Source organism: Streptomyces sp. NPDC030021, assembly GCF_055574035.1.
Genome location: NZ_JBVIAH010000009.1, coordinates 92,060 through 108,823, shown reverse-complemented (window position 1 = coordinate 108,823; position 16,764 = coordinate 92,060). Strand labels below are relative to the sequence as shown.

13 protein-coding genes are annotated in these 16,764 nt (G+C 71.9%); 6 read left to right on the top strand and 7 right to left on the bottom strand.

Annotated features, from left to right (window positions below):
- The first annotated feature begins 172 nt into the window (after positions 1–172).
- Together ACZ4YL_RS19700 and ACZ4YL_RS19695 are read left to right on the top strand one after the other, a co-directional pair.
- Positions 173–580: a hypothetical protein gene (locus tag ACZ4YL_RS19700; protein WP_468117895.1), complete on the top strand. Its 408-nt coding sequence runs from the start codon at positions 173–175 to the stop codon at positions 578–580.
- Between the two features lie 1,157 nt (positions 581–1,737).
- On the top strand, positions 1,738–3,981 hold the full coding sequence (locus ACZ4YL_RS19695) for a DUF6777 domain-containing protein (protein WP_468117894.1): 2,244 nt from the start codon (positions 1,738–1,740) through the stop codon (positions 3,979–3,981).
- Positions 3,982–4,232: 251 nt separating this feature from the next.
- On the opposite strand, the gene ACZ4YL_RS19690 is transcribed toward ACZ4YL_RS19695, so the two are convergent.
- The 4 genes from ACZ4YL_RS19690 to ACZ4YL_RS19675 form a co-directional block, all read right to left on the bottom strand.
- Complete coding sequence (locus ACZ4YL_RS19690; RefSeq protein WP_468117892.1) at positions 4,233–4,445, bottom strand: hypothetical protein; 213 nt, start codon at positions 4,443–4,445, stop codon at positions 4,233–4,235.
- 767 nt (positions 4,446–5,212) lie between these two features.
- On the bottom strand, positions 5,213–5,947 hold the full coding sequence (locus ACZ4YL_RS19685) for a hypothetical protein (protein WP_468117891.1): 735 nt from the start codon (positions 5,945–5,947) through the stop codon (positions 5,213–5,215).
- A 613-nt stretch (positions 5,948–6,560) separates the two neighbouring features.
- Positions 6,561–7,289 carry a formylglycine-generating enzyme family protein gene (locus tag ACZ4YL_RS19680; RefSeq protein WP_468118194.1) on the bottom strand — a complete coding sequence of 243 codons (729 nt, stop codon included), beginning with the start codon at positions 7,287–7,289 and terminating at the stop codon, positions 6,561–6,563.
- Complete coding sequence (locus ACZ4YL_RS19675) at positions 7,289–8,014, bottom strand: 4'-phosphopantetheinyl transferase family protein (RefSeq protein WP_468117890.1); 726 nt, start codon at positions 8,012–8,014, stop codon at positions 7,289–7,291. Before ACZ4YL_RS19675 ends, ACZ4YL_RS19680 begins: the two co-directional genes overlap by 1 nt.
- 206 nt (positions 8,015–8,220) lie before the next feature.
- Between ACZ4YL_RS19675 and ACZ4YL_RS19670 the strand changes: the two genes are divergently transcribed.
- On the top strand, positions 8,221–9,450 hold the full coding sequence (locus ACZ4YL_RS19670; protein ID WP_468117889.1) for a hypothetical protein: 1,230 nt from the start codon (positions 8,221–8,223) through the stop codon (positions 9,448–9,450).
- Positions 9,451–9,912: 462 nt separating this feature from the next.
- Here ACZ4YL_RS19670 and ACZ4YL_RS19665 read toward each other — a convergent pair whose 3' ends face one another.
- Both ACZ4YL_RS19665 and ACZ4YL_RS19660 read right to left on the bottom strand, forming a co-directional pair.
- The gene (locus ACZ4YL_RS19665) at positions 9,913–10,485 is read right to left on the bottom strand and encodes an NADPH-dependent FMN reductase (RefSeq protein WP_468117888.1); all 573 of its coding nucleotides are present in this window, start codon (positions 10,483–10,485) and stop codon (positions 9,913–9,915) included.
- A gap of 589 nt (positions 10,486–11,074) precedes the next feature.
- Positions 11,075–11,401, bottom strand: a complete 327-nt coding sequence (locus tag ACZ4YL_RS19660; RefSeq protein ID WP_468117887.1) for a helix-turn-helix transcriptional regulator — start codon at positions 11,399–11,401, stop codon at positions 11,075–11,077.
- 127 nt (positions 11,402–11,528) lie between these two features.
- Here ACZ4YL_RS19660 and ACZ4YL_RS19655 point away from each other — a divergent pair, with 127 nt between their 5' ends.
- On the top strand, positions 11,529–11,882 hold the full coding sequence (locus ACZ4YL_RS19655) for an STAS domain-containing protein (RefSeq protein ID WP_468117886.1): 354 nt from the start codon (positions 11,529–11,531) through the stop codon (positions 11,880–11,882).
- 763 nt (positions 11,883–12,645) lie between these two features.
- Positions 12,646–13,692 carry a fatty acid desaturase family protein gene (locus ACZ4YL_RS19650; RefSeq protein ID WP_468117885.1) on the top strand — a complete coding sequence of 349 codons (1,047 nt, stop codon included), beginning with the start codon at positions 12,646–12,648 and terminating at the stop codon, positions 13,690–13,692.
- Positions 13,693–13,796: 104 nt separating this feature from the next.
- On the opposite strand, the gene ACZ4YL_RS19645 is transcribed toward ACZ4YL_RS19650, so the two are convergent.
- A complete protein-coding gene (locus ACZ4YL_RS19645; protein WP_468117883.1) occupies positions 13,797–14,696 on the bottom strand; it encodes an NAD-dependent protein deacetylase in 900 nt (299 codons plus the stop codon).
- Between the two features lie 103 nt (positions 14,697–14,799).
- Here ACZ4YL_RS19645 and ACZ4YL_RS19640 point away from each other — a divergent pair, with 103 nt between their 5' ends.
- Entirely contained in the window at positions 14,800–16,638 is a 1,839-nt protein-coding gene (locus ACZ4YL_RS19640) for a bifunctional phosphatase PAP2/diacylglycerol kinase family protein (RefSeq protein ID WP_468117882.1), read from the top strand.
- Positions 16,639–16,764 lie beyond the last annotated feature (126 nt).

Below are 16,764 nucleotides of genomic sequence, written 5' to 3'. Positions count from 1 at the left end.
GGGTCCTTTGCACCGACCTCGACCTCTCGGCCGATGACGAGGTACTGGAGGAGGCGTTCGACCGGACCGAAGACGAGACCCGGAGCTCCTACGGTCCCGAGCCGGACGCCGATCGCAGCACGCTGCTCAGTGGGCTGGCCCCCGTCGGCTCCCCCGGCGGGGATAGTGGTCGGTGACCGCTTCGCCGCTGTCGCGGCCGACGGTGGAGTCCCTCGCCCGCAAGGGTGAAGCGGCCGGGCTGGGTCTGGATGCGGCCCTCGCCGACCTTGCGGTCGCCGTGGTAGAGGCTGAGGACGCCGGTGGCGACGCCGGGCGAGACCTCGCCGTTCTTCTCGAAGAACGCGGCGAGGATGAGCTTCTTGCCGGTCGGGAGTTCCTGGGTGGCGGTGATCAGCTGGTGGTCGGTGCTGGAACACCGCAGGGTCTGGTCCCGACGACTGGACTGTCACCGTGGCCCTCACGCAACGGCGGCTGGTGGCATCACACCGGAGGCGCGGTGAAGTTCCTCGCCGACCTGATCAGCGGGGCCTTGGGACTCTGGGAGCCGCCGTCGGTACGGCCACACGTCGAGGCCTTCTGAGCGAACGACGGCTGCGACGGCTCTACGACTCGCTCGTGTGCACCGTGTCGTCGCACACGAAAAGACACCCGGTCCCGGAGACAGCCACATCCCGTGGGCAACGGGAACGTCGCCGTCACCCCGCCTCATCACCGCGCTGAGTCGTCCGACACCGGCGCGGCCGCGGCCCAACTGGCCGCGGGGGAGCCGGACCCGCTGCACGCGCTGAAACTGCTGGAGCTGAGGCGAGGGGTGCGACGGCCCCAGAAGCTCGACGTGCACACCGATCTGAAGCTGCTTCAGGGCGTGTGCCCCGAGCCGGCCGAGCGCCTCACGCGAGCGCGCGTACGCATGGAGGAGGCCGAGGGCCCGTCGGCGTGCACGGGACGGTCCCGACGGCTGCCGATGCTGCGAAGGGGCGCGGACGCACACTCCCCATCACGGGGTCCCGGCGGGGCGCCGGCGAGAGCGCGGCCTCGACACCGGCGAAGGCTGCGCTGCAGTCCAGCGGCCCGGGTGATGGAGCCGACCTCGACTTCGACCGCGTCGGGCCGACCGCCGCACTGGTCCGGCTCGGCGATCACCCGCACATGCCGGCCCGGAGAGAGCAGCCGTCGTGCCGGGCAACGGCCGACGACGATCTCGGTCGGGCTGTTGCCCTCGCCTTTACGCGGGCTGACGACGGTCCGCGGCCAGACGCCCTCGGTCCGAGCAGCGGTTTGTCAAGTCCCGAAAGGTCGCGGCATGACCCGGTGCGGGGGAGAGGGCTTACTCAGGAGATGGACGCACGCGTGGTGGACGGTTCCCGCCCGGGCGTTTCCAGATGTCCAGAGTTCCAGATTTCCAGGTTCCACCTCCGGGATGTGGAGGCCTTGACCGTTCGGAAGGAGTGAGCGCATGCGAGTCACCATGGTCTACCCGCTGCCCTGTGTCGGGGGGCGAGCGTCGTGAATTCCCTGCCTCCCTCCTCCGAGCGTCCCACCGGCCCGCCGCCCGGCCCGTTGTCGGGCGGGGGCGCGCATGCAGAGCCGCCGCCCCCGCCGCCCCCTCCGCCGCCACCAGGTCCTCCGCCTCCCTCGGGGCCCCCGTCGGGGCCTCTTCCGGTCTCGTCCGGCGGGTCTTCGCTGCCGCCGGCGGGTGGCGGTGGCCGGGTCCGCAGATGGCGATCGCGCAGGGCCGTGCTGAGTGTGGGTACGGCGGTGGCCGTGGTGTCGGCGGTGGTCCTCAGTTTCACCGTGCTGGGCGGAAACTCCACGGCGGGCGGTGAGGTCTTCCTCCAGGCCGCTCCGGAGGCCGGGCCCGACCCGTTCACTCCTTCGACGGCCACACAGGCCGAGAGCGTCGCCAAGGCCATGCCCATGCCCGCGGGCGGGAATGCGAAGGACGGTACGGGCACTGCGAGCGCCACGAGCGGTGCGCGCACGCTCGAGGTCGACGGCGGGTACCCGGGGCTGTACGGCGGAACGCGGAACGTCGCGAGCTGTGACGTCGAGAAACAGATCCGGTACCTCACGCAGCATCCGGACAAGGGCAGGGCGTTTGCCGTCTCGTCGGGTATCCGGCAGCCCGGGATTCCCTCGTACCTGCGGTCGCTGACTCCCGTCCGGCTGGGTTGGGACACCAGGGTCACCAATCACGGATACCGGAACGGCGCGCCCACCAGCTACCAGGCGGTCCTGCAGGCCGGCACTCCCGTGCTGGTCGACGGCCGGGGCGTGCCCTGGGTCCGCTGCGCCTGTGGAAACCCCTTGAATCCGCCCGTCGCGGTCAGAGGCGGACAGACGTACAGCGGCGCGAAGTGGTCCTCGTTCCGGTCCTCCGGCCTCGTCGCGGTCAAACCCGCCGCGAAGCCGGTGAAGACCGTCACGGTCTTCGACCAGGACCGGAAGAGTTGGTACGAGCGCCCGAGCGGAGCGGCGGAGGGCAAGCACGACCGCGAGGTCCCGCCCCCGAAGGGCCAGACCCCCGGCTCTGCCTACCCGGTCCTGCCGGCGGCCCGCCCGGGATCAGTCCAGCCACCCTCCGACGCGACCCAGAACCAGCTCCCGGAGACCACTCCCGGCCGGGCGCCGGGCCAGAACCCTGGGAACGCCCCAGCTCAGAGCCCGGGCAATGCCCCGGGCAACGTCTCAGGCCGGAAGCCGGGCGATGCCCCGGACCAGGCCCCCGGGAAGGCGCCGGCCGTAACCCCGGGCCATGAGCCGGGCAAGAACCCGGACGAGGGCTCGGAGAAGGCACCAGCTCAGGAGTCCGGCACGCACCCGGGCAAGGACCCGGGTCAGGATCCAGGTGAGAACCCGGGGAAGGAGTCGGGCCAGGAGCCTGGCAAGGCCCCCGGACCGGACGCAGGCAAGGAGCGCGGCCAGGCCCCGGACAAGGTGCCGGGTAAGGAGTCCGGCCAGGAGCCGGGTGAGCGCCCGGGGAAGGCTCCCGGCAAGGAGTCGGGCGAACAGCCTGGCAAGGAGTCCGGGCAGGCTCCCGGGAAGGCGCCGGGCAAGGACGCGGAGAAGGACCCGGGCAGGGAGTCCGGCGAGCACCCCGGAAAGGCGCCGGGCAAGGAGTCGAACGAGAACCCGGGCAAGGAGCCCGGCAAGGCGCCGGGTCAGGATCCGGCGAAGGCGCCGGGCCAGAAGCCGGGCCAGAAGCCGGGCCAGAAGCCGGGCGAGAAGCCGGGCAACGAGTTGGGCGAGAACGCGGGCAAGGAGCCCGGCCAGAACCCGGACAAGGCCCCTGGGAAGGACTCGTGGAGGGTTCCGGGCCAGGAGTCGGGCCAGAATCCTGCGAAGGCGCCCGGTCAGCAGTCGGACAACCTCCCGGGGAAGGGGTCGGGGAAGGCGCCCGGCCAGGAGCCCGACAGGGGGCCCGCCCACGACCCTGCGAAGGTGCCTGGTCAGGAGCCGGGCAAGGGCGCGGGCCAGGCCCCGGACACGGCTCCTGGGAAGGTTCCGGAGTCCGGCCACGAGCCTGGGAAGGCCCCTGGTCACGACGCGAGCAAGGACACCGGTCAGGAGTCCGGGAGCTTGCCGGGCCATGAGCCGGGCAAGGTCCCCGGGAGGGTGCCGGAGCCCGGCCAGGATCCCGGCCAGGCCCCGGACAGGGGCTCTGGCAACGATCCCGGAACGATGCGCGGGAACGAGCCGGGCAAGGGCCAGGGCCAGGATCCCGGGAAGGCACCGGGCCAGGGCTCGGGCGCCGGTCCCGGCAACGGCTCCGGGAAGGCACCGGGCCAGGGCCAGGATTCGGGCGCCGGCCTCGGCAACGGCTCGGGGAAGGCGCCGGGCCAGGTGACAGGGGAGGAGCGGGGCGGGAGCACGGGCCGGAATCCTGGTGACGGGCGGGGGTCGCAGCAAGGTGGGGATTCCGGCGGTGAGCCGGGGAGGAGCAGTCGCGGTGACCCGGTGGTTCGCATACCCGGGCGATGATGCTCCGGCTGAGCCACCGCCGGCTGATGCCTACGGTGGCTGCGTGCGCGGCTGCACGCCCACGAACACCATCGAAAACGGTCGAAGACCCGCCCGCACCCGAAGGCCGACAGGCACCAGGAAGGCCCCCAGTAGACCCGGGGGCCTTCCTGCGCTTCAGGTCAAGCACGACTGGCTGCGTAGGCGGGTGTCGGGAACGCAGCCGTACGCGGTCCGGCTCTCGTCGTCGGCCCGGCGGCCTGTCCTGTGGATCAGGAAGCAGGGCTTCGGCGGGCGCGGAGCCGGCGGACACCCTTCACGACGTAGACGGCGGCCATGAGCGCGAAGCCGGTGAGAGCGAGCCAGAACCAGGATTTCGCCCCTGTGAGACTCAGCAGCAGGATGCCGATGATCAGCAGGGCGGCGATGGCATCCAGCAGTTCGAGACGTGCCCCGGAGCGCACCACGGAGTCGGGACCGCGCAACCGGCGGACGATGGGAACGAGGCCAAGGGCTTGCAGGACGGCCAGACCGAGAGCGATTTAGACGTACTAGTCGGGTATGTCCACGGCGCGCACTGTACCGCCCGCCCGGGACCGCGACGAAGATCCGGAAGGAGCACGCCAGGCGCCCGTACGATCTGCCCGGTTCACGCTCGTTGCACGGCGGCGGGGCCGGCGTGCCATTCACTGCCTGCCGTGCACCGGCGAGATGAACGCCACCACGTGCCGTCGGCGGCCGATGTGTCGCACCGGCGCTCCTGAAGCGCGACAACACTCCGCACGTCGTGCCAGACGCTTCCGGTGAGGTGTCCGCGGTGCGCGATGCCGTCGTCGCGGGTGCGCGGCCGGTGCGTACGCCGTCTCGCGGACGGTCCCCTCGGGCTCTCGTCGGCAGTGATCGAGTCCGTGGTGCGGCGCTTCACGTCCGTCAACACCCGTTGTCCGGCGACGACGTTTGCCGAGCAGGCGGAGGACCTGACTTGTCCACGTGCCCGCTACACGCCGTCACTGCGGACGACGCTCACCTCCATGGCTCTGGTCCTGGTCGCGAGGGTCGCGAATGACACGCTGTCGAGCCTGCTCCGGAGGCTCCCCGACCCCGCAGACGGGCAGGTCGGGGTGGTGAGGGTCGACGATTTCGCGTTACGCATGGGTGACTCGCACGACGCGCGACGGCCGCTGAACGTGCTGTCCGACCGGGACGCCGGACCTCTCGCGGCCCGGCTCAGTCGGCCTGAGCCGGGCCACGTTCACCCGGGCGGCTCGCACCGCTGGGGAAGCGTCACGGTCCCGGGCCGGTGCTCGAACGTGTCCATGACCAGCCACTCGTCCAGCTCGGGGTCGTAGAGGTTCTGGACACCGAACTGCAGTACCTGCCAGAAGGTGCCTGGGTTGTCCTCGTCGACGTAGATGTCGCCCAGCGCGAGCGGTAGACGCGGGTAATTCCCGGGAGGCAGGTTCGGGAAGACCACGCCCACCCTCCAGTGGTTCACGCGCCGCTGCGGGGTGCGTCGCAGGGTCTCCGGCCCGACGAACCGGGCGTTCTCGAACCCCTGGTTCAGTGCCTCCAGGTTGAAGCCTGGGATGCGTGAGCAGGGGTGCTCGTTCAGACCGGGCCATTTGTATGTCAGCGTGTAGAGCGTGTCGTGGTAGATCAGGTTGGTGAACCAGATCGGGTACTGCGGGCCCCCCGCGGTCATCTGGCTGTCGCCGTCCCTGCCCTCCCAGGTGAACGGCACTGTGATGTCCAGGTCGCGGACGATCCACTTGCCCTTGCCGCGGAAGTCGCGGGGGAGTCGGGGCGGAGGCGGCGTCGGGGAGGCGTTCCGCTGCGCGGCCACGGCCCCGACCAACGGTGCGGTTCCGGTCCCGGTACCGGTCCGGGGCTCGGCGCCGGCCGAAGGCGGAGCTGCCAGGACGAGGGCGACCACTCCGACAAGAGCGGCCGACGTGGCCGTCCGGCGGCGGGCCTTCTTCCAACCCATGGTCTCCCTCGGCTATCACGTCAGGCGCCGTCATGGCGCGGGACAATCACGGCGATGCTGGGACACCGTCCCCGGAATCGAAGATTCCGAAACCGGCGGTTACTCAGCTTGCCGCTGTGCTGCCGTCAGCCTGGGTCCGGTTCCGGTGAGGCACGTGCCGATGCCGAATGACAGCGCCGACGGGCCCGGAGGCCCCGGTGGCGGCCGCTGGACGGCCCGTCGCCATCAGAGGTACGGGCCTCGGCGAGAAGGGCGAGATGAACCATCGCTTTGTGGGTGTTCCGGAGCTGACGGACGCTCCGGTGACGTTCGTCGTCACCGGCGACGCAGGCCAGGCCGCCGAGGACCTGGCCTGCGCTGAATACATCGGCCGGCATCTCCCCGGAGGCGATGCCGAGGCGGCCCCGTATCTGCACCGGGCGAGGACCTCCCGGGTGCGTGGGAGGAGTGTCTTCGCTAGGTCGGAGGGCTCGGTCTCACTGGTATTCGGGCCATCTGGTCAGTAGGACGGCCCTCGCGTCACAGGCGCTGGGCCGGGGCTGGTGCAGCGGTCCTCGCTGGGGGCTTTCCGTGGTCGGCGTGCGCCAAGGAGGGCGGGTGGGTGCGTGGTTGGTCAGGGCCTCAGGGTGCGGGCGAGGCGTAGTCCCACGTCCTCGATCTGGAGTGTGGGGTGGCTCCGTCGGCGCACCGAGGCGCGGCAGCTCCAGTGTTCGTCGAACCAGCCGCCGCCGCGCAGTACCCGGTAGGTGCCGTACACGGCGGGGTCGTAGAGGTCCCAGCACCATTCCCAGACGTTGCCGAGCATGTCGTACAGGCCCCAGGGGTTGGGGCGGCGGCCGCCGACCTCGTGGATGCGTTCCTCGGAGTTCCCGCGGTGCCATGCGATGTCGTCCAGGGGGCCGTAGCGGGGGCCGGTGGTACCGGCCCGGCAGGCGTGTTCCCATTCGGCCTCGGTCGGCAGCCGGTAGCCGTCCGCGTCCCGGTCCCACGTGACGACGGCCTCCCCGACGTCCGCCGTGTCGGTGGTGTGGGGGAGCTGGTAGGCGGGGGTCAGCCCTTCCTGCCGGGACAGGGCGTTGCAGTACCGGACGGCGTCCCACCACGACAGGCTGTGTGCCGGTAGCCGTCCGCCGTCCAGGCCGTCCAGGCCGTCCAGGCCGTCCAGGCCGTCCAGGCCGTCCTGGCCGTCCTGTGCGCTGCCGGGGCGTGTCGCGGTGATCTGCGTGTAGGCGGCTTGGGTGAGCGGGTACGCCGCGAGGCGGTAGGCGGCGACCTCGACGGTCCAGGTGCGTTCGGTGCGGCGGTCCGACAGGGTGACGTGTCCGCCCGGCACGGTGATCATCATGCCGGGTTCCCCCGCTCATGGCGGTGGTCGGCGACGGCGAGGGCGGCGGCGTAGCCGTCGGGGGCGGGCAGGTCGGTGAGGATCCAGCCCGTCACGGGTGCCGGGTCGGAAGCGGAGCCGACGTACGGTTCGGCCGGGCCGAGGGCGAGTCCGGTGCCGGCGGCCTTGAGGCAGGCCTCCTTACGGGACCACACGCGGGCGAGGGCAGCGGGGCGCCGTGGTGGTGCGAGGGCGGTCAGTTCGGCGGTTTCCGCCGGGTGCAGGGAGCCCAGGACGTCGGCGACGGCGTCCGCGCCGGGTGTCTCCTCGATGTCCACGCCGACCGGAACGGCGGCGAAGGCAAGGTAGGCCAGGTCGCCGCTGTGGGAGAGGGAGAAGTGGATGCCACCGCCGGCGACGGCGGGACGGCCGTGGGGGCCGCCGCAGCACGGGCAGTCCTCCCGTACCAGGGTGACCTCGCGCGGGTCCAGGCCGAGGCGGGCGCCGAGCAGGACCCGCAGTGCCAGGTGGGAGGCGAGGTAGCGGTGACGGTGGCCGGGCAGCAGCAGCCGTGCCGCCTTCTCGCGTTCCCCGGCGTCAAGGACGGCGTCCGCCTCCTCGACGCGGTACCCGCCGACCGTGGCCGCGGTGGTGTCCAGGGTCCACACCGAGGCGGCCGTGCCCGCGGGCGGCGGCCCGATCGGCGGTGCACCGGTGCCGAGTTGGTTCACGTACTCGATCATTCGACCGAGGGTAGACCAGGTTGCCGGTGGGCATGGCGCCCAGCCTCCTTCCCGGCGGATCGGCGGATCGGCGAATCGTCGGCCCGTCCCGTCCGGTCCGCCCGCCGGTCCGGCGCGTACGCCGGTGTGTCGTTCTGTCCGTGTGCGGGGGCCTGTCCGGTGGCGGTTGGTGGTGGCGGTGTCAGTGGGGTGGGTACGGTCTGTTCATGTACTTGATCGGTCCGGGGCAGCAGCGGGGTCATGTCCTTCTCGTGGCGGGGGATGCGGCGGTGTCCCGCCGGGCGGTGCATCTCGCCCCCAGCGCGAATGTTGCGGCTCTTGGGATGGTGCCGGCTTCGGTGTTGCTGGGGAGCGAACTCCCCACCGACATGGTGTGTCTGGACGGGGTGTGTGATCCGAACACGGTGTTGGTGCGGTTGCGTGCCGCGGCCGTGACTCCGGGTCCGTTGTTCGTCTATCTCTCGGGTCGGCTCACGGCCGGCCGGCGTGGCCGCGGTTTGTTTCTGGCTTTGGCGGGGACGGCGCGGACCGCTGTGCGTTACACGGCTGTGCCGTGGGACTGGGTGGTGGGTGAGTTGCGGGCTCGTCCTGCCGGGTCGACGAGGGTGCTCGTCGATCTGGTGGCGGACAGGGAGGCGTGGTCGTTGCTCCAGGAGTGGGGTGGTCTGCCGGGCTTGCCGGGTGGGGTAGTGGTCGGGGTGGTGTGTCCGCCGGGTTTCGCGGCGGGGAGCGGGGCGGTCAGCGGTTACACGCGGCACTGGATCGAGCAGTTGCGCCGTGGTCCGATCCGGCCGGTCGATGTGCAGCTGCACGCTCTGGCGGCGGGGGCGGCGGGTCTCCCGCCGGGTGCGCTGGTCCTGCCGACCGCCCGCGAGCTGGGCATGCGTTCCGACCCGCCGCCGCAGCAGCAGCCGGGCCGGCCTGGGGCGGACCGGCGGGGAGGGCGGCAGGACGGGGGTGGGCCGGCCGCCCCGTCCCCCGGCGGGGTACCGGGTGGGGATCCGCGGCCGTACATCCATGCGTTGGCGACCGAGGGCCGTCATCCGGAGGCGGCTGCTCTGGCCGGAGCCTGGGAGGAGCATGTCCGGCACATGTACGGGTTCTCCTCCCCGGAGGCGGTCCAGTGGGTGGAGATCCGTGCGGATCTGGCGCGGATGGCGGGTGATTTCCTGCTGGCTACGGGGTTGTGGATGGGGGCCTGCCGGGTCCGGCTGGCCGGTCAGGGGGCGGCTGCTCCCGAGGTTCGTGCCGCGGCGGCGGGGGCGCTGTACTGCTGGTCCCAGGTCAGGGACCGGGCTTCGGCGGTGGAGTCGGGGCCTGAACTGGTCGCTCTGCTGGGGGCCCTGCCCGCCCTGGATCCCCGGCATCTGCAGCTGGCGCAGGCACGTCTGGACGTCCTGCGCGGCCCGGCGCTGCCCCGTGCCGTTCCCACCTGAGCCTGGGGACCGGCGGGGGTGGCGGGGTCCGGTCGTCGTGGGAATGAGGCGGGGTGATGTGAGTGATGCCGGGTGGGGACGGCTGTGGCCGTTCCTGCCGGTCGGCAAAGAAGGCGTTGGGCAGGTGGCGGGACGCGGGAGCGGCTGCTCCGGCAGGTCCGGTCCGCCGCCGGCCCCCGCCTCGAAGGGGGCCGAGCGGGCAGAACATCGGGGTGGAACCGGGCGGCAGGGCCTGCACGCACGCCTGGTGGAGGTGGTGCGGGAGGTGAGGGCCTGGGCCGCTCGCGCGGCGGATTCACCGCCGAGCTCCGCCTGAGCGCCGATGCCTGCTGCCGCCCGCTGTCCCTGCCCGTCACACCGGGTCGGCGGGCGGACTGCACCCGTTTCAGGCCCGGTCCTGGAACGGCACCGGGTAGTCGCCACCCGCTACGACGAACGCCGCTGAAGGGGCGTTTGGGTTTGTCAGGCGGTTTCACGCAGTGTCTCGTCGTGTCGGCGTGCTGTGCGTAGGGCGTGGCCCCACCAGTGGAGGTCGTCGAGGAGGACTGTTGCGGCTTGCGCGGCGGTGTCGGTGTCGTGGGGTGTTCCCGTTTCGTCGAAGGGGAACTGGTGGAAGCTGACGGTTTCGCGAAGCGTGGTGGCGTGGAGTTCGGCGAAGACGGGGCGGAGCTGCTCGACGGCGCGCAGGCCGCCGGAGAGGCCGCCGTAGGACACGAATCCGACCGGTTTGCGCCGCCAGATGGGTCCGGCGATGTCAATGGCCTGTTTCAGGGAGGCGGGGAAGGAGTGGTTGTACTCGGGGGTGAGGACCACGTAGGCGTCCGCTACGGCGAGGTGTTCGACGAATGCGCGGCCGCGGGGTGTGAGGTCGGTGGTCCAGTGTGCCGGGAGGTCGGCGTCCGCGAGGTCGGCGACGGTGAGTTCGATGTCGGTGCGGGCGGCCGCCACGGCTTCGAACCAGCGGGCGACGGTGGGGCCGAACCGGCCTTCCCGGGTGCTGCCGACGACAAGAGCGATACGCAGAGGAGTGGTCATGACTCCATGTGTAAAACATCAAGTCCGGTCGAGGTCAAAGGCCTGAGAGTCACGGGCGGCGGTTCAGTGCCGCGGGACCGCCCACTCCGCCGTTCACTGTGACGGTGACGGAGAACTCGCCGGTGCGTGCCCGGGACACACCGTCCGCGTCCGGTGTTCCCGGTCCGGTACCCGACCATGTACCGGACCACGCACGTTGATCTCCAGCCGTGAAGAGGCGGGAAGCGGACCGGTGCATCCTCGCCCGCGCCCGGGCCGGGCGCAGTGGGACGGGCCGCGTGCCGCGGGCAGGCCACCCGACCGGCAGCGTGAACGGGGGCGGGAGAGTGTTCCTGGAGGGCGGTGCGGGCCGCAGGCGCACGGGGGTTGAGAAGGACCCGACATACGTGGCGGGGCCCGGCCGGGGTGGCTTCGTCGACCGGCCGGGCCCCGCCTGCGTGGACCTCTCGTCGCCCTGCCCCCCGTGCCACGCGCGAGACCGCACCGCCCGCCGCGAGGCGGGAGGCGTACGCCGGTCGGGGAGTCCGTCGCACGCTCCCGCCGTACCCGTGGCCGACACCGTTCGGACCCGGGGCTGCCATGGCATCGGTCAGCTCTGCTGTGGTGTCCCGGGCACAGGCGGGTCGTCGGCGAAGAGGGCGAGGAGCCCCGCGATGTCGCGGCCCGCCTCGGCGGGGTGGCGGAAATGGGCCCCGGGGCTGATGCGGTAGCGGTTGCGGCGCCCGTCGCGTACCCGGGTGAGGTATCCCTCCTGCTCCAGATCCGCGACGATCGCCTGGACGGTCCGCTCGGTGAGCACGCAGGTCTCGGCGACCTCCCGCAGGCGCACCCCGGGGTCGCGTGCGAGGGCGAGCAGGACACGGGCGTGGCTGGTCAGGAACGTCCACGACCCGCCGGGAAGCCCTTCGTCGCCCATGCCTCCAGCATGCGCCCGTTTTGTATATACGTCCTTTTTTTCGTGTATTTCTTGACGTATGTCGGGCGAAGTGTCGACCATGCTGGTGGAAGCAGAAACAGCCCCAGAAGGTGCGGGGGAGGCAGCCATGAACGGGATCGTGCAGGACGAGCGCCCCGGCATCCCGGGAGCAGCCGGCCTGGAGGTCGGGGTGGCCCCCGGCCCGCGGCCGGGGACGGTCCAGATAGTGGTGAGCGGCGAGATCGACTTCGACAATGCCACGTTCCTCCGCGAGGCCCTGCTGGCCGCCCTCTTCTCCCACCGGGCCACCCTCCTCGTGGACCTGGAGCGGGTGACCTTCTGCGACTGCGCCGGCCTCAACACCCTCCTGACCGCCCGCCACGCGGCCCTGCAGGCCGGACGCAGCCTGCACATCACGGCGGAAGGCCGCCGGGTCGAGCGGCTCCTGAACCTCACCGACACCCGCACCCTCCTCACCTGAACGCGTGCGCTCAACAGCAGGTGATCCCCATGACCGCGCCCGTCCCCCTCGCACGGGGCCCGAAGCCCACCGCATCCCGGGGACCCCGTCATACCCCTGTCATCCGAGCTGCTGGGCAGTGACGACGGTCCTGCCGCCGGTCGGGGTGGCAGGACCGTCACACGGATACCGGCCCGGGGTGGTGGGCCGAGTTGTTGACCGGGCCCGGTGTGGTGATCGGCTACCCCACCACCCCACCAGCCCTTGCGCCACGGCCGGGGGCCTCCGTCGTTGGGCGCCGGTCACCGCTCCGACCTCGCACACGCAACGCACGGCCCTCCGCCTGACCGTCGCTACGCTGCCGTATCGGTGCCGTCGACGCAGGCCCTGCGCCCGGCTCGGATTGGAAGGAACAGCGACCACGAGTGCCCACGATCGCGGTCCTGGAGCCGCTCCTCCCCAGAGGCGACACCGGAGGTGAGGGGCAGGTGGAGGGGGCCGCGCATTCCGGCGTCCCCCCGGCCGGGGCCGAATCCATGGCGGCGGGACAGCACCTGTGCCCAGCCGGTGAATCGCGCCGGCCCAGTAGCTCGGCGATGGTCGGCAAGCGCCACAGCGGAGCCGGTAGCGGGGCGGGCGGGCCGAGGCGTACGTCAATTCCGCTATTCCGGGTATGTGCAGTACAGGGAGTGCCACCCGCATGCTGGGTGGGACCCCGGGCAGGGTGTTCCGCCCGCGCCCGCCGTTCCGCCGTCCCACGGACATTGGACAGTGATTTCTGATCATGAACTCCTCCCAGACGGTGCGCCCCCCTCCCGTACGGGCGGACACGGGAAGCGACTTCGCCTGTCTTTCCCGGAAGATCCGGGAGGCCGGGCTCATGGCGCGGCGCCCCGGGTACTACGCACTGCGCATCGCGGCCGTGACGGCCCTGTACGCCGCCGGATGGACGGCCTTCCTCCTGATCGGCGACAGCTGGTGGACGCTGCCGGCAGCCGCCTTCCTCGCCTTCGTGTTCGGGCAGGTGGCCCTGCTCGCGCACGACCTCGCCCACCGGCAGGTCTTCCGGCTGCGCAAGGCCAGCGAAGTGTCCGGGCGCCTCGCCGGCAACCTCGGCATCGGCATGGGGTACGGCTGGTGGCAGGACAAGCACACCCGCCACCACGCCAACCCCAACCACGAGGACCTCGATCCCGACCTCGACCCGGACGTCCTCGTCTGGACGCAGGACCAGGCCCGCGCGGCCAGGGGACTGCCGCGGCTGCTCGGCCGCTCGCAGGCGTTCCTCTTCTTCCCGCTGCTCACGCTGGAAGGGTTCAACCTGCACGTGTCCGGGGTGCGGTCGCTGTTCGACCGCTCGCTCAGGCACCGCGTGTGGGAGGGGGCCCTGCTCGCCGCGCACCTCGTTGCCTACCTCGGTGCGCTATTCCTGGTGCTGCCGCCCGGCAAGGCGGTCTTCTTTCTCCTCGTCCACCAGTGTCTCTTCGGCGTCTATCTGGGATCGATCTTCGCCCCGAACCACAAGGGCATGCCGATCCTGCGCGGCGCCGAGCGGCCCGACTTCCTGAGGCGCCAGGTCCTTACCTCCCGCGACGTGCGAGGGGGCCGGCTCACCGACCTCGTCCTGGGCGGTCTCAATTACCAGATCGAGCACCACCTCTTCCCGAGCATGCCCAGCCCGCACCTGCGCAGGGCCCAGACCATCGTCCGCCGGTACTGCCAGGAGCTCGGGGTCAGCTACCTGGAGACCAGCCTGGTCAACTCCTACCGGCAGACCCTCGCCAGCCTCCACACGGCGGGAGCCCCCCTCAGAAGACCGCGGACCACCTGACGCCACGACCCCCGGCTACCGAGGCCCCCCGGCTACCGAGGCCCCCGGCTGCCGAGGCCCCCTGCCGAGGCCTCGATCCTGCTCGGGCCCGGCAGGTCCCGGATTCAATCCGCCGTCCGGCCGTCGACGGGGATGTTCAGTGCGTCGGAGAGGGCGGTGAGAGTCGCCCCCAGGGGGAGCGCGACGCGGGTGACGGCGTGCCGGTCGCCTCGGGTCGGGTCCCTGTTGACGATCAGTACGGGTTTTCCCGCCTGGGCTGCCTGGCGGACGAACCGGAGTCCGGACATCACCGTCAGCGAGGACCCCAGGACCAGGAGCGAGGTCGCCGCATCGACCAGTTCGCGGCAGCGCTCGACCCGACGCGCGGGAACGGTTTCGCCGAAGAACACCACGTCCGGTTTGAGGACGCCGCCGCACTCAGAACAGGGCATGACGGTGAAGTCTCCGACCTGTTCGTCGGTGAGGTCGGCGTCACCGTCCGGATTCAGTCGGGTGGCCACGGGCTCGAAGCCCGCATTGGCCTCCTCCAGCCGCCGGGCGAGGTCCCGGCGCGTGCTGGAGGCGCCGCAGGAAAGGCAGACGACCTCGTTCAGACTTCCATGGAGTTCCACCACGTCCTGGCTGCCGGCGGCCTGGTGCAGGCCGTCGACGTTCTGGGTGATCACCGCCGAGAGCAGGCCGTGCCGCCCGAACGCGGTCACGGCCCGGTGCCCGGCGTTGGGCCGGGCGCGGCCGAAGGTGCGCCAGCCCAGGTGACTGCGTGCCCAGTACCGGCGCCGGGCGTGGGTGCTCGTGGTGAATTCCTGGTAGGTCATCGGGGTGTGCCGACGCAGGCTTCCGCCCTCGCCCCGGTAGTCGGGGATGCCCGACTCCGTGGAAAGGCCCGCCCCGCTGAGCACCAGCACGCCGCCGGCCCTCAGCGCGTCGGCGACCGGCTCCGGGTCCGTGGTGCCCGGGCGCAGGTCCTCGCTGGGGGTCCAGCTCAGAGTGGGGCGCGTACGCATGTGGCCAGCGTACGGAACGGGCCCGACCAAAGACGAGGGCCAGCCCTGAGGGTCCGTGTCACCTCGGGCGCATCATCGGGCCGCCTCGGGCAACAAGGCTGCCATGACTGCGCAGAGCGGCACGGTCGCGAGACGCTCACGGCGCCTGTGGCTCGTACCGGCCCAGGCAGCCGTGATGGTGGCGCTGGGCCTGTTCGTGACCGCCGTACCGGCGGGCCACCGGCTGCTGGCGGCGGAGGACCGGGTCACGGACGCGTTCGCCGCGCGCCGGACCCCGTGGGCGGGCTCCGTGTCCGAGTGGCTGTCCGTCGTGGCCGCCACGGAAGGCATCGTCGGGGTGACGCTGATCTGCGTCATCTCCCTGCTCGTGCTGCCCCGCACCCCGCGCTGGGCCGACGCGGTCTTCCTGGGCGCGTCCGTCGCCGTGCAGTCGGCCGTCTTCCTGATCGTGACGACGTGTGTGGACCGCCCCCGCCCCGACGTGACCCGCCTGGACGGCGCGCCGCCCACCTCGAGCTTCCCGTCCGGCCACGTCGGCGCCTCGGTGGCCCTCTACGGCGGGCTGGCCACGCTGGTGTGGACCCGCGTTCGCGGCCCGTGGCGATATGTCGCGGCAGCGGTTCTGGTACTGGTCCCGCCGGTGGTCGGGCTGTCCCGGATGTACCGGGGCATGCACCACCCCTCGGACGTGGCGGGCGGCCTGGTGAACGGCGTTGCCACTCTGCTCGTCATGGGCTCGGTGTTCCTGTCCGGCCGCGCCCGCGGCACGGCAGGCGGATCGGACGGGATACTCCCCGACGTCCCCGTCCCGTGCGCCCGTGGTGGAGCCGGGCGATGCGGGCCTGCCGACAGGCCCGCAGAGGGGCGTTCCCGTCAGCGGGCCGTCGTGGTCCGCCACCCGCACGGCTGCGGCGACGGACTGGCCGAGCGGGTGCGCCTCGGCCTCCACCGCCACGGGTACACCGACCAACGGTGGACCTCCACTTCCATCGAACAACCCTGCGGGACCCTGCCCGAGGAGTGCGCGGACCCCGGAGTCGACCTGGTCGTCGTCTGCGGCGGGGACGGCGCGGTCCGCGCCTGCGCCGACGTGGTGGCCGGCACCGGCACGCCGCTGGCACTCGTGCCCTGCGGGACGGGCAACCTCCTCGCCCGCAATCTGGACCTCCCCCTGGATCCGCTCGCCGCCCTCGAAACGGCCCTCGGCGGTGGCGTCTTCCCGATCGACGTGGGGCGGGTGTGGGGCGACGGCCTCCCGTCGACACGGTTCACCGTCATGACGGGGGCCGGATTCGACGCCGCCACGGTCCGCGACACCTCGCCCGCGCTCAAGGCCCGCCTCGGCTGGGCCGCCTACGTACTCTCGGCCGTCCGCCACCTGGGAGACCCGGGCATGAGCCTGTCCGTCCGGGTGGACGGGGGCCGGGCCCGTCGGCGCCGGGCGCGGATGGTCGTCGTCGGCAACGTGGGCGCGCTCCAGGGCGGACTCGAACTCCTGCCCCGGGCACGGCCGGACAACGGACTCCTGGAGGTCGTCCTGTTCGACCCCCGCGGCGCGGAGGGCTGGCTCGCCGCGGCAGGACACCTGGCCTCCCGGCTCGTCCGTACGGGCGCCCACGCGCCGGACGCGTCGCCCCACGGGCCGACCGGCGGCCGGACCGTGGCCGGAGGGGCCCTGGAGTACATCAGCGGCCGCCGGATCGAGATCCGCTTCGCCGACGTACAGGCCCGGGAGGTCGACGGCGACACCATGACGGAAGGCTCCCGGCTGTTCGCCGAGGTGGAACCGGGCACCCTGCGGATCTTCCTCCCCGGGGCCCCGGGAACCACTCCGAAGGACCCCCACAAGCACGAACGCACCCACACCGGTACCCGCACCCATGACACGGAGAACACGCACGCCGTCGCTCGTGCGCACGTGTCCCGTACCCCGAGCCACTGAACCCCGTCCCGGGGGGGGGCGCGTGGCGGGGAAACACAACATTAAAGAGAAAAGGGGGGAAAAAAGAAGAAGGGCACAAAAAAGGGAAGGGGGCGGCGAGGAAACGTCCTTTGAAGAAGCATGGTT